This is a genomic window from Blastococcus sp. URHD0036 (assembly GCF_000701365.1).
Taxonomy (GTDB): domain Bacteria; phylum Actinomycetota; class Actinomycetes; order Mycobacteriales; family Geodermatophilaceae; genus Trujillonella.
Window position 1 is genome coordinate 357,915 of sequence record NZ_JNIK01000017.1, and the last position, 12,041, is coordinate 369,955.

The following is a 12,041-nucleotide window of genomic DNA, read 5'->3' on the forward strand; positions in this document are numbered from 1 at the left end:
ACGGTCAGCCGGCCAGCCACTCGGGAGTGAGCTCACCGGCCGCGACGACGACCGCCGGGCCGCGCAGCACGGTGGTGTCCGGCCCGACGTCGACGGTCAGCCGGCCGCCAGGGACGTCGACCACGACCGTCCCGGCGGACGTGCCCCCGGCCACCAGCGCGGCGTAGGCGGCGGCGCAGGCACCCGTCCCGCACGAGCGGGTCTCCCCCACACCCCGCTCGTGCACCCGCAGCCGGATGTGCGCGTCGGCCCCCTCGGACGCGGCGCGCAGCACGGTGATCAGCTCGACGTTCACGCCCTCGGGGAACAGCGCGGCGTCGAACCGCGGAGGGGTGGCGAGGTCGAGCGCGTCGAGGTCGGCGTCGGTGAGGCAGGCCAGGTGCGGGTTGCCCATCGACACCGCGAGCCCGTCGAACCGCCGGCCGGCCAGCTCGGCCGAGCCGGAGCCGAACTCACGGGCCGGGCCCATGTCGACCCAGTAGACGCCGTCGGCGCCCGCGCCCACCCGGCGGGGACCGCCCCGCGTGCCGACCCAGACGCCGTCGGTGCAGGCGCTGCGGTCGAGCAGGCCCTCGGTGACCAGGACGTGCAGGAACAGCCGGATCCCGTTGCCGCACATCTCGGCCAGCGACCCGTCGGCGTTGCGGTGGTCCATGAACCACTCGCAGCGGGCGAGGTCGTCGCCGAGCACGGCGGGCGCGTCGGGCACGTGCACGCTGCGCACCACCCGCAGGACGCCGTCCCCGCCGAGGCCGGCGCGGCGCTCGCACAACCGGGCGACCATGGCGGCGTCCAGCCGGCTCTCCGGCCAGAGGACGCCGTCCGGATCGGGCAGGACGACGAAGTCGTTCTCCGTGCCGTGCCCGATCAGCACCCGGTTGCTCACGTCCCGATCGTACGGGCGGTGATCGACGCGCCGACCGCGTCGGCCAGGTCGGGGCGGGCCGCGTCGAACCAGGTGGTCGCGACGTCCCGGCGGAACCAGGACCGCTGCCGCCGGACGAAGCGCCGGGTGGTCGTGACCGTGCGCTGCCGCGCCTCCTCGGGGCTCAGGACGCCGTCGAGCTGGTCGAGCACCTGCGCGTACCCCAGCGCGCGGGAGGCGGTCGGCCCCTCGCGCAGGCCGTCGGCGGCGAGGGCCTCCACCTCGGCGACGAACCCGCTCGCCCACATCCGGTCCACCCGCGCGGCGATCCGGTCGTCGAGCTCGGCCGGCTCCCGGTCCAGGCCCACGACGACCGCCGGGTAGTGCGGCCGCGGCTCGGGTAGCGACGCGCGGAAGGGACCGCCGGTCAGCTGCACGACCTCCAGCGCCCGCACGATCCGCCGTCCGTTGCCCGGCAGGATCGCCGCGGCGGCCGCCGGGTCCACGGTGGCCAGCCGCGCGTGCAGCGCGGCGGGGCCGACGTCGGCCAGCTCGGCCTCCAGCCGCGCCCGCAGCTCCGGATCGGTGCCGGGGAAGTCCAGCTCGTCGAGGACGGCGCGCACGTACAGGCCCGAGCCACCCACCAGCAGCGGCACCACCCCGACCGCCCGCAGCCGGTCCACCTCCGCCCGGGCGCGCCGGCGGTACTCGGCGACCGACGCCGGCTGCCGCACGTGCCACAGGTCCAGCAGGTGGTGCGGCACGCCGTCCCGCTCCGTCGCGTCGGGCTTGGCGGTGCCGATGTCCATGCCGCGGTAGAGCTGCATGGAGTCGGCGTTGACCACCTCGCCGCCCAGCCGGTGCGCCAGCGCCACCGCCAGCGCGGTCTTGCCGGTCGCGGTCGGACCCACGACGGCCACGACGGGCGGCGGGGCCGCAGGGGTCACGGTGCCGTCCGGTCGGCCGACCAGGAGGCGACCAGGTAGCCCACGCCGAACGGCGCCTCGTCGAGGCGGAGCTCGGCGACGACGGGGCGACCGGCCAGCGCCCGGCCGACGGCCCGCCACACCGGGACGCCGGCGGCCAGCAGCCGCTCCCCCTCCGCGGCGTCGAGGGCGGCGAGGCCGGCAGCGTCCCCGGCGGCGAGCGCGGCCGCGACCGCGGCGTCGAACGGCTCGGCGGCGTCGTCGAGGTAGCCGGGCGCCTTGACGCTGCGGCGGGCCGACCCGTCGCCGAGGGCGAGCACCCCCACCCCTCCGGGCAGGCCGGCCAGGGCCTCGTCGAGGTCGCCGGGGCCGACGCCGAGCCGCAGCCCCGACCAGCCGGCCTCGTCCAGCAGCCAGGCGCCGACGGTCAGGGCGAGCGGCGTGCGCCGTCCGCCGGGCCGGACCCCGCCGGCGAACGGCACCTCCAGGTCGACGCCGACGCCGCGCAGGTCCCCGGCGTCGCCCGGGCCGTACCGGCCGGTGCCGCCCGGCCCGACGACGACGACGGCCTCCGGTCCCGTCGCGAGCAGCGCCTCGACGGCTTCGGCACAGGCGCGCCGCAGCGCCGTCGTCTCCGGTGTGGCCCGCCCCTCGACCGCGGGGAGGAGCAGCGGCGGGCACGGGCAGAAGGCGACCGACAGCGGCGCGGACGGGGCCGCAGGGGAGGAACCGGCCTGATCAGTCGTCACGTCAGCAGTGTCGCCGATGCGACGTGGGACACTGCGGTGCGTGTCGAGCACGGAGAGCACCGTAGACGGTTCGCAGCAGGTCCCCCCGCCCGCCGAGGCCGGTGAGCCGGCTCGTTCCGAGGCCGTCGCGCCCGAGGCCGGGACCGCGGCCGCACCCAGTCCGGAGGACGCCGGACTGGCCGATCCGACGGGCGCGGAGCAGGTCCCCGCGGAGCCGGTTCCCGCTGAGCCGGCGGCCGAGGAGCCGGTCTCCGAGGAGCCGGTGAGCGAGGAGCCGACGGCCGCCGAGCCGGTCTCCGCGGAGCCGGCGGCCGCCGAGCCGGGAACGGAGGAGCCGGTGACCCCGGGTCCCCTCCCGGAGGAGGCCGCTGCCGTCGTCGCCGCCCCGCCGGCGCCCGGTTCGGTCCCCCCGCACCCCGTCGGCGACAGCTCGGCCGCTCCGGTCACGGCCCCCGCCTCGGACCCCACCCTCTGGGGCCGGGTCGACGAGGAGGGCACCGTCTACGTCCGCACCGCCGAGGGCGAGCGCGCCGTCGGCTCCTGGCAGGCCGGGGAGCCGGCCGCGGGGCTGGCGCACTTCGGACGCCGGTACGACGACCTCGCCACCGAGGTGGGACTGCTCGAGGCCCGCCTCAAGGCCCACACCGGCAACCCCGGCGAGATCAAGACCAAGGCGACCGCGCTCGCCGAGCAGATCCCCACCGCGACCGCGGTCGGCGACCTCGACGGTCTCGCCGCCCGAGCCCGCGCCATCCTGGAGACGGCGGAGGCGGCGGCCGCCGAGTACCGCGCGGAGAAGGCCGCCCAGCGGACGGTGCAGATCGCGCGCAAGGAGGCGCTGGCCGTCGAGGCGGAGCAGATCGCCGCCGAGTCCACCGCGTGGAAGGCCGCCGGCGACCGGCTCAAGGCCATCGTCGAGGAGTGGAAGACCATCCGGGGCATCGACCGGAAGACCGACGAGGCGCTGTGGCAGCGCTTCGCCGCCGCCCGCGACGCCTTCGGCCGGCGCCGGGGCGCGCACTTCGCCTCCCTCGACGCGCAGCGCGGTGAGGCCCGCGCGGCCAAGCAGGAGCTGATCGCCGAGGCGCAGAAGCTGTCGACCTCCACCGAGTGGGGGCCGACCAGCGCGGCGATGCGGTCGCTGATGGACCGCTGGAAGGCCGTTCCCCGCACCGGACGCGACGGCGACGACGACCTGTGGAAGCAGTTCCGCGCCGCCCAGGACGTCTTCTTCGCCGCCCGCACCGAGTCCGACAAGGCCCGCACCAGCGAGGAGCTGGCCAACCAGCAGGCCAAGGAGGAACTGCTGGCCGAGGCGGAGAAGCTCGACCCGGGCAAGGACCTCCGCGGTGCCCAGAACGCGCTGCGCAAGATCCAGGAGCGCTACGACGCGATCGGGCACGTGCCGCGCGGCGCGATGCGCACCCTCGAGGACCGCATGCAGGCCGTCGAGCAGAAGGTCCGCGGCGCCGCCGACGCCGGCCGCGTCCGCACCGCGCCGGAGAACCCGATGGTCACCTCGATGCGGGCCGCGGTCGCCAAGGCCGAGGACCAGCTGGCCAAGGCCGAGGCCGCCGGGGACCAGCGGCGGATCGACGAGGCGAAGGCCAACCTGGCCACCCGCCAGGAGTGGCTGGCCGAGGCGGAGAAGTCCGCCGCGCGCCGCTGAGCTGGGTCAGCATCGAGGCATAGGAGGCTCTCCCCACGTTCTGGCCGCCCTAACGTGGGGATTGCTTCCTATACCTGGCGTGGCGCCTCAGCAGCCGGTGGACACCGGGAGCGGGTCGGGGACGCCGATCCGCGGCATGCCCAGCGAGACGCCCGGGGTGGTCGGCCGGGTGCCTGCCTCGTGCGCGTCGCCGGCTCGCGTGCGCCGGTGGGACAGCAGGGCGCAGTCCGCGACGAGGAAGTGCGGCTTGGCGTCGGTGACCACGGTCTCGACGACGTCGCCCGGACGGACACCGGCCGTGGACGTGAAGTGCACCAGGCGGCCGTCGCGGGCGCGGCCGGACGACCGTCCGGTGGCGGCGTCCTTGCTGCCCTCGCCCGCGGCCACCAGCAGCTCGACGGTGCGGCCGACCTGTGCCCGGTTCTCGGCCCAGCTGATCTCGTCCTGCAGGGCGGTCAGCCGCAGGTAGCGCTCCTGGACGACCTCCTTGGGCAGCTGGCCGTCCATCGTGGCGGCGGGCGTGCCGGGGCGCTTGGAGTACTGGAAGGTGAAGGCGCTGGCGAAGCGGGCCTGCCGGACGACCTCGAGCGTCTGCTCGAAGTCGGCCTCGGTCTCGCCGGGGAAGCCGACGATGATGTCGGTGGTGATCGCCGCGTCGGGCATCGCGGCCCGCACCCGGTCGATGATCCCGAGGTAGCGGTCCTGCCGGTAGCCGCGGCGCATGCGCCGCAGGACGTCGTCCGACCCGGACTGCAGCGGCATGTGCAGCTGGTGGCACACCGCCGGCGTCCCGGCCATGGCCTCGATGACGTCGTCGGTGAACTCGCGCGGATGCGGGCTGGTGAACCGCACCCGCTCCAGGCCGTCGATCGCACCCGTCGCGCGCAGCAGGTCGGCGAAGGCGCCGCGGTCGCGGAACTCCACGCCGTAGGCGTTGACGTTCTGGCCGAGCAGCGTCACCTCGAGCACGCCCTGGTCGACCAGGGCCTGCACCTCGGCCAGGATCTCGCCGGGACGGCGGTCCTTCTCCTTGCCGCGCAGCGCCGGGACGATGCAGAACGTGCAGGTGTTGTTGCAGCCGACGCTGATCGACACCCAGCCGGCGTAGGCCGAGTCCCGCTTGGCCGGCAGCGTGGAGGGGAAGACCTCGAGCGACTCGACGATCTCGACCTGCGCCTCGGCGTTGTGCCGGGCCCGCTCGAGCAGCGCCGGCAGCGACCCGACGTTGTGGGTGCCGAACACCACGTCCACCCACGGCGCCCGCCGCACGATCTCGCCACGGTCCTTCTGGGCGAGGCAGCCGCCGACGGCGATCTGCATCCCCGGCCGGGCGTCCTTCACCGGCCGGAGGTGGCCGAGGTTGCCGTAGAGCCGGTTGTCGGCGTTCTCGCGGACGGCGCAGGTGTTGAGCACGACGACGTCGGCGTCCTCGTCCTCCGGGGCGGCGGTGTAGCCCGCCGCCTCCAGGAGGCCGGAGAGCCGCTCGGAGTCGTGCACGTTCATCTGGCAGCCGTACGTGCGCACCCGGTAGGTGCGGGTGCTCGTGGGGGCCGTGGTTGCGCTGTCCATGTCGCCGACGAGGGTACGGCGCGATCCCGGCCGGCCGAGTCGTTACCGCTTCGTAACGGCATCGGTCACCCGGGGTGATGGCGGACCCCTAGGGTCCGGAGTGTGACCGGCCCCACAGTCGAGCGTCCGCTCGTCCAGCTCACCGGCGTGCAGAAGTGGTTCGGCGACCTGCACGTGCTGCAGGACGTCGACCTGTCGATCGACGCGGGCGAGGTCGTGGTCGTCATCGGCCCCTCCGGCTCGGGCAAGTCGACGCTGTGCCGCGCCATCAACCGCCTGGAACCCATCCAGGAGGGCGAGATCCGGATCGACGGGGAGCTGCTGCCGGAGGAGGGCAAGGCGCTGGCCCGCCTGCGGGCCGACGTCGGGATGGTGTTCCAGAGCTTCAACCTCTTCGCGCACAAGACCGTGCTGCAGAACGTCACGCTCGGCCCGGTCAAGGTGCGTCGCAGGTCCAAGTCCCAGGCAGAGGAGCGGGCCCGCGAGCTGCTGGACCGGGTGGGGGTCGGCAACCAGGCCGACAAGTACCCCGCACAGCTGTCCGGCGGTCAGCAGCAGCGGGTGGCCATCGCGCGCGCCCTGGCGATGGACCCCAAGGTGATGCTCTTCGACGAGCCCACCTCGGCGCTGGACCCCGAGATGATCAACGAGGTCCTCGACGTCATGACCGCGCTGGCGCGCGACGGCATGACCATGGTCGTCGTCACCCACGAGATGGGCTTCGCCCGCCGCGCGGCCAACCGCGTCGTGTTCATGGACGGCGGCCGGATCGTCGAGGCCGCCGAACCGGAGACCTTCTTCACCCGGCCGACGTCGGACCGCGCGAAGGACTTCCTCTCCAAGATCCTCACCCACTGACCTCGCCCTGATCCGAGAGGAGCACGTCCATGAGGTTCCGCCGCACGACGACCGCCGTGACCGTCGCGATCGCCGCCCTCGCCCTCGCCGCCTGCGGTGACGACGGGGACGACGGCGGGAGCAGCGGCAGCTCCGCCGAGCCCTCCGTCGCCGAGACCCCGGACTTCGAGGCCGGCACCACGATGGCGCGGCTGGCCGACCAGGGCACGATCCGCGTCGGCACCAAGTTCGACCAGCCCGGCTTCGGCCTGGAGAACCTGGACGGCGACGTCGAGGGGTTCGACGTCGAGGTCGCGAAGATCATCGCCGGCGCCCTCGGCATCGAGGAGGGCGACATCGAGTTCGTCCAGACCCCGTCGGCCGTCCGCGAGGAGGTCCTCGAGGGCGGTGAGGTCGACATGGTGGTCGCGACGTACACCATCAACGACGCCCGCCGGGAGCGGATCTCCTTCGCCGGCCCCTACTACGAGGCCGGCCAGCAGATCATGGTGGCCTCGGACAACGACGACATCACCGGGCCGGACTCCCTCGCGGACAACCCCGACGCGAAGGTCTGCTCCGTGACCGGCTCGACGCCGTCGGAGAACATCCGCGAGTACCTCGCCAGCGACGACCAGCTGGTGCTCTTCGACGAGTACTCCCAGTGCGCCGACGCCCTGGGCAACGGGCAGGTCGACGCCGTCACCACCGACAACGTGATCCTGCTGGGCTTCGTGTCGGAGTCCGACGGGGAGTTCAAGCTGGTCGGCGAGCAGTTCACCGAGGAGCCTTACGGCATCGGCATCCCGAAGGGCGACGTCGCCTTCTGCGAGTTCATCAACCAGACGCTCGCCGACAACGAGGACGCCTACGTCGCGGCCTGGGAGAGCACGGCCGGCCAGGTCGAGGGCACCGAGACACCGTCGCTGCCCGAGCCGCAGCCCTGCTCCTGACGTCCTGACGTACCCGGGCCGGCCGCCGCGGCGGCCGGCCCGGGGCACGCCGCCTCGACCCGGCCGCCGGCCGGGAGGGAGAGCCCGTGAGCCCGGTGTTCGACAACCTCGACCTCTTCGTCGAGGGCTTCCTGACCTCCCTGGGCATCTGCCTCGTGGCGATGGTGGGGTCGCTGGTCCTGGGGGTGGCGATCGCCGCCTGCCGGGTGTCACCGGTGCCCCCGCTGCGGGCGCTCGGCGCGTTCTGGGTGACGACCTTCCGCAACACGCCCCTGTCGCTGATCCTCTTCTTCTGCGCCTTCGGCCTGCCCGAGCTCGGGGTCAACCGCAGCTTCTGGTTCTTCGGCGTCCTCGGTCTGATCCTCTACACGTCGGCGTTCGTCGCCGAGGCGGTCCGTGCCGGCATCAACTCGGTGCCGGCCGGCCAGGCGGAGGCCTCCCGCTCCCTGGGACTCACCTTCGGTCAGGGCCTGCGCACCGTGGTGCTCCCCCAGGCGCTGCGCACCGTGGTCCCGCCGCTGGGCAACGTCATCATCGCCATGTTCAAGAACTCCGCGGTCGTCGGCGCGTTCGGGGTGGGCGGCGACCTGTGGAGCACGGGGCAGACGCTGACCAGCGCCCGGGGCCTGGAGACCCTGCCGATCTTCACCGGCGTCGCGATCGGCTACCTGCTGATCACGCTGCCCGCCGGGGCACTGCTCCAGGTCCTCGAGCGCAGGGTGGCGATCGTCCGATGAGCGAGCCGGTGCTCTACGACGCCCAGGGCCCGCGAGGACGGCGGCGCACGCGGATCGGCACGGCCGTGGCGGTGGTCCTGCTCGCGGGGCTCGCCTTCCTGGTCGTGCGGCGTCTGGCCGACGCGGGCCAGTTCTCCATGGAGCTGTGGGGGCCGCTCATCGACCCCGGCAACGAGGCGTTCGACGCGGTCTGGCGACTGATCCGCGTGGGCATCCTCAACACCCTCAAGGCCGCGGCCGTGGCGATGGTCCTGTCCGTGGTCCTCGGCACGCTCATCGCCGTCGCGCGCCTGTCGCTGGGCCGCGTCGGCCGGATCCCGCTGACCGGCCTCGTCGAGGTGCTCCGCGGGCTGCCGGTGGTCGTGCTCGTCTACTTCGGCGTGCGGGTGCTCGACGACGTCGGGGTCGACCTCGGCGGTCTCCCGGGCGGCCAGGTGTTCTGGGGCCTCGTCCTCGGCCTGACCGCCTACAACATGGTCGTCTTCGCCGAGGTGATCCGGGCCGGGGTCGCCTCCCTCCCCCGAGGCCAGCGCGAGGGGGCCCTCGCCACCGGCCTCACCCCCGGCCAGACCATGCGGATCATCCTGCTGCCGCAGGCCTTCCGCGTGATGTTGCCGGCGCTGATCAGCCAGCTGGTGGTCGTCCTCAAGGACACCTCGCTGGTCACGTTCGTCGCCAACTACGACGAGCTGCTCAGCCAGGGCAGGAGCATCCAGCGGAACCTGGACAACCCGATCCAGACGTTCACCGTGATCGCCCTCATCTACATCGCCATGAACTACACGCTCGGCCGCCTGGCCCAGTGGGTGCAGGCCCGCCAGGCCCGGGCCGGCCGGGTGTCGCGGGCGACCACTGCCACAGCTGTCACGGCGGCCGCGACCGGGCCGGCCCACGTGGCCGGTGGCGGGGCATGACCGATCCCGGTGGCCGTCGCCGGAGGCCGGCGCAGGGCCAGATCGACCGCCGCACCGGATCGTCGCGGGGCGGGTGGGGTCCGCGGGACCCCTGGGACGACGGGTGGTCACTGGCCCCGGGAGAGGTGCCGAGAAGTCGGTTGTGGACACCGCACTTCGCCCCGCCGTTCCGCTGCCGGCGGTGACGCCCAGCATCGACGGCCAGCCCGACGCGGCCCAGGAGTTCGTCACCCGGCTCCGCTCGGCCGCGCCTGCGTTCGCCGTCGCCGCCGGTGCGGAGACGGCGGTCGTCCGCGAGGTCGTCCCGCCGGCCCGGCACCGCCGGTCCCGCTGCCGCCTCGTGCTGCGCTTCCCCGGCGAGGTGGAGGTGGACCTCACCTTCCTGGGCTCGGTCAGCCGCGGCCCCGCTGTCTCCTCCGACCTCGACGCACTGATCGAGAACTGGCTGGCCAGTGACCGCAGCAACGAGTCCGCGTGGCTGGTCTCCGACGACGAGTCACCCGACGGCCTGGCCATCGACGTCACCGCCTGGGCGGAGCTCCAGCGCTCCCAGGCCGTCTGAGCCGGCCTCTCCGGCCTCCTCGGCGCCCGCACACCACCACGACGGCCCCGCACCCCCGGTCAGGGGCGCGGGGCCGTCGTCGTCCGTGCGGAGGGCGGGGCTGCCTCAGGGCAGCAGCGCGTCCAGCCCCAGGTCGGGATGGCCGGCGGTGGCCTCCTCGTCGGCCCAGTCGGCGTCCAGGGCCTCCCGGACGACGATCGCGGCCAGGCCCGAGCCGTAGCCCTTGCGGGCGAGCATGCCCACGAGCCGGCGGGTGGCGGTCTCGCGGTCGACGCGGCGCAGCCCCGGTACCCGGCGGGCGACCAGGCGCCGGGCGGTGTCCCACTCGTCCTGGTCGTCGACGAGCTCGAGGGCCTGCTCGGCGTCCTCGCCGTCGACGCCCTTGGCGCGCAGCTCGGACTTGAGTGCCCGCTTGGACAGCCCCCGGCCGGCCTGGCGGGAACCCACCCAGGCGCGGGCGAAGGCGGCGTCGTCGATCAGGCCGACCTCGGCGAGGCGGTCGAGGACCGCCTCGGCCACGTCGTCGGGGATCTCCTTGCGGACCAGCAGCTCCTCGAGCTGCCGGCGGGTCTTGGCGGTGCCGGTCAGGGCGCGCAGGCAGAGATCGCGAGCCACCTCCGCCGGGTCGCGCTGGGGGCCGGCCGAGTCGTCCGGCGACTCCGGGCCGGCCGCATCCCCGTCGGGGGATGCGGCCGCCCGGCGACGCCCGCGAGGAGCACCGAAGCCACCGCCGCCCAGACGGTTCCCCACCGGCTCAGAAGTCGGGGGCGTCGAGCGCGGCCGGCGCGTCGACCCGCGGCCCGATGCCCAGCTTCTCCTTGATCTTCTTCTCGATCTCGTCGGCCAGGTCGGGGTTGTCCCGCAGGAAGGTGCGGACGTTCTCCTTGCCCTGGCCCAGCTGGTCGCCCTCGTACGTGTACCAGGCGCCGGACTTCTTCACGAAGCCCTGCTCGACGCCGATGTCGATGAGACCGCCCTCGCGGCTGAACCCGGTGCCCCAGATCAGGTCGAGCTCGGCCTGCTTGAACGGCGAGGCCACCTTGTTCTTGACGACCTTGACGCGCACCCGGCTGCCGACCGCCTCGGTGCCCTGCTTGAGGGTCTCGATGCGGCGGACGTCGAGCCGGACCGACGAGTAGAACTTCAGCGCCCGACCACCGGTGGTGACCTCGGGCGAGCCGTAGACGACGCCGACCTTCTCGCGCAGCTGGTTGATGAAGATCGCGGTCGTGCCGGAGTTGTTCAGCGCACCGGTGATCTTCCGCAGCGCCTGGCTCATCAGGCGGGCCTGCAGGCCGACGTGGCTGTCGCCCATCTCGCCCTCGATCTCGGCGCGGGGCACCAGGGCGGCCACCGAGTCGATGACGATCAGGTCCAGCGCACCGGACCGGATCAGCATGTCGGCGATCTCCAGCGCCTGCTCACCGGTGTCGGGCTGGCTGATCAGCAGCGCGTCGGTGTCGACGCCGATGGCCCGGGCGTAGTCGGGGTCGAGCGCGTGCTCGGCGTCGATGAACGCCACGATGCCGCCGGAGGCCTGGGCGTTGGCCACCGCGTGCAGGGCGACCGTCGTCTTGCCGGAGGCCTCGGGGCCGTACACCTCCACGACCCGGCCGCGGGGCAGCCCACCGACGCCGAGGGCGATGTCGAGGGCGATCGACCCGGTGGGGATGACCTTCATCGCGACCTCGGGCGAGTCGCCCAGCCGCATCACCGAGCCCTTGCCGAACTGCTTGTCGATCTGGGCCAGGGCCATGTCGAGGGCCTTGTCGCGGTCGAGCGTTGCCATGGTGTTCACCTTCGGGGGAAGTCACGTGGGTGTGTGTCGAACGGGTCGGTGCCGACGCTAGGTACGGGGTCTGACACTTCGAGCGGATCGACCGGACCTGTGGAGGAACACCCGGCCTGTGGACCCACAGTAGGGCGAACACGTGTTCGACCGCCACCCTGACACGCGGTCCGTCCCATCCGTCCCACCGATGTCCCGTGGAGGTGCCGGCGCGCCCGGACGGGTCGCGGCGCCGGCGCCGTCGGCGACGGGCTCAGCGGTCCTTGCGCGGCACGTCGTACTCCTCGCAGATGGCCAGCCAGATCCGGCGGGTCGGCACCCCGGCCTCCAGCGCGTCGAGCGCCGTCCGGCCGCCGAGGGCCGAGAAGACGTGGTCCCGGGTGAGGCTCTGGGCCCGCATCGGGCCGAACTGCTCGTCGAGCCGGGCCCAGAACTCCTGCAGACGCACGACCCGACGCTAGCGCGCCGGCG

General features: G+C 73.9%; 13 protein-coding genes. 6 read left to right on the top strand and 7 right to left on the bottom strand.

Features of this window, described 5'->3' with window-relative positions; genetic code table 11:
* Positions 1–4 precede the first annotated feature (4 nt).
* From dapF to N555_RS0120075, 3 genes are read right to left on the bottom strand one after another with little or no spacing between them, the layout of a single operon-like run.
* The gene (gene dapF, locus N555_RS0120065; RefSeq protein WP_231503035.1) at positions 5–886 is read right to left on the bottom strand and encodes a diaminopimelate epimerase; all 882 of its coding nucleotides are present in this window, start codon (positions 884–886) and stop codon (positions 5–7) included.
* Positions 883–1,812, bottom strand: a complete 930-nt coding sequence (gene miaA / locus N555_RS0120070; RefSeq protein WP_029433282.1) for a tRNA (adenosine(37)-N6)-dimethylallyltransferase MiaA — start codon at positions 1,810–1,812, stop codon at positions 883–885. The genes dapF and miaA overlap by 4 nt, the downstream gene beginning before the upstream one ends.
* A complete protein-coding gene (locus N555_RS0120075; protein WP_051684279.1) occupies positions 1,809–2,540 on the bottom strand; it encodes a class III extradiol ring-cleavage dioxygenase family protein in 732 nt (243 codons plus the stop codon). Before N555_RS0120075 ends, miaA begins: the two co-directional genes overlap by 4 nt.
* A gap of 40 nt (positions 2,541–2,580) precedes the next feature.
* Here N555_RS0120075 and N555_RS0120080 point away from each other — a divergent pair, with 40 nt between their 5' ends.
* Complete coding sequence (locus N555_RS0120080; RefSeq protein WP_197029099.1) at positions 2,581–4,209, top strand: DUF349 domain-containing protein; 1,629 nt, start codon at positions 2,581–2,583, stop codon at positions 4,207–4,209.
* An 87-nt stretch (positions 4,210–4,296) separates the two neighbouring features.
* Here N555_RS0120080 and miaB read toward each other — a convergent pair whose 3' ends face one another.
* Positions 4,297–5,778 carry a tRNA (N6-isopentenyl adenosine(37)-C2)-methylthiotransferase MiaB gene (gene miaB, locus N555_RS0120085; RefSeq protein WP_029433285.1) on the bottom strand — a complete coding sequence of 494 codons (1,482 nt, stop codon included), beginning with the start codon at positions 5,776–5,778 and terminating at the stop codon, positions 4,297–4,299.
* A gap of 102 nt (positions 5,779–5,880) precedes the next feature.
* On the opposite strand from miaB, the gene N555_RS0120090 reads away from it, so the two are divergent.
* From N555_RS0120090 to N555_RS0120110, 5 genes are all read left to right on the top strand, one after another.
* A complete protein-coding gene (locus N555_RS0120090) occupies positions 5,881–6,636 on the top strand; it encodes an amino acid ABC transporter ATP-binding protein (RefSeq protein WP_029433286.1) in 756 nt (251 codons plus the stop codon).
* 29 nt (positions 6,637–6,665) lie between these two features.
* The gene (locus N555_RS0120095; RefSeq protein ID WP_029433287.1) at positions 6,666–7,568 is read left to right on the top strand and encodes a glutamate ABC transporter substrate-binding protein; all 903 of its coding nucleotides are present in this window, start codon (positions 6,666–6,668) and stop codon (positions 7,566–7,568) included.
* A gap of 86 nt (positions 7,569–7,654) precedes the next feature.
* Positions 7,655–8,305 carry an amino acid ABC transporter permease gene (locus tag N555_RS0120100; protein ID WP_029433288.1) on the top strand — a complete coding sequence of 217 codons (651 nt, stop codon included), beginning with the start codon at positions 7,655–7,657 and terminating at the stop codon, positions 8,303–8,305.
* Positions 8,302–9,219 carry an amino acid ABC transporter permease gene (locus tag N555_RS0120105; RefSeq protein WP_029433289.1) on the top strand — a complete coding sequence of 306 codons (918 nt, stop codon included), beginning with the start codon at positions 8,302–8,304 and terminating at the stop codon, positions 9,217–9,219. The genes N555_RS0120100 and N555_RS0120105 overlap by 4 nt, the downstream gene beginning before the upstream one ends.
* A gap of 181 nt (positions 9,220–9,400) precedes the next feature.
* A complete protein-coding gene (locus N555_RS0120110; protein ID WP_231503036.1) occupies positions 9,401–9,781 on the top strand; it encodes a hypothetical protein in 381 nt (126 codons plus the stop codon).
* A gap of 105 nt (positions 9,782–9,886) precedes the next feature.
* On the opposite strand, the gene N555_RS0120115 is transcribed toward N555_RS0120110, so the two are convergent.
* From N555_RS0120115 to N555_RS0120125, 3 genes are all read right to left on the bottom strand, one after another.
* Positions 9,887–10,396 carry a regulatory protein RecX gene (locus tag N555_RS0120115; RefSeq protein WP_034511546.1) on the bottom strand — a complete coding sequence of 170 codons (510 nt, stop codon included), beginning with the start codon at positions 10,394–10,396 and terminating at the stop codon, positions 9,887–9,889.
* A gap of 139 nt (positions 10,397–10,535) precedes the next feature.
* Positions 10,536–11,570, bottom strand: coding sequence for a recombinase RecA (gene recA / locus N555_RS0120120; protein ID WP_029433292.1), 1,035 nt, complete (start codon positions 11,568–11,570; stop codon positions 10,536–10,538).
* A 253-nt stretch (positions 11,571–11,823) separates the two neighbouring features.
* Positions 11,824–12,018, bottom strand: coding sequence for a DUF3046 domain-containing protein (locus N555_RS0120125; protein ID WP_029433293.1), 195 nt, complete (start codon positions 12,016–12,018; stop codon positions 11,824–11,826).
* Between the last annotated feature and the right edge of the window lie 23 nt (positions 12,019–12,041).

Bases quoted from the DNA above. Each gene is read 5' to 3' on its own strand.
- recA (WP_029433292.1), bottom strand. From the start codon at position 11,570: ATGGCAACGCTCGACCGCGACAAGGCCCTCGACATGGCCCTGGCCCAG.
- miaB (WP_029433285.1), bottom strand. From the start codon at position 5,778: ATGGACAGCGCAACCACGGCCCCCACGAGCACCCGCACCTACCGGGTG.
- N555_RS0120105 (WP_029433289.1), top strand. From the start codon at position 8,302: ATGAGCGAGCCGGTGCTCTACGACGCCCAGGGCCCGCGAGGACGGCGG.
- N555_RS0120095 (WP_029433287.1), top strand. From the start codon at position 6,666: ATGAGGTTCCGCCGCACGACGACCGCCGTGACCGTCGCGATCGCCGCC.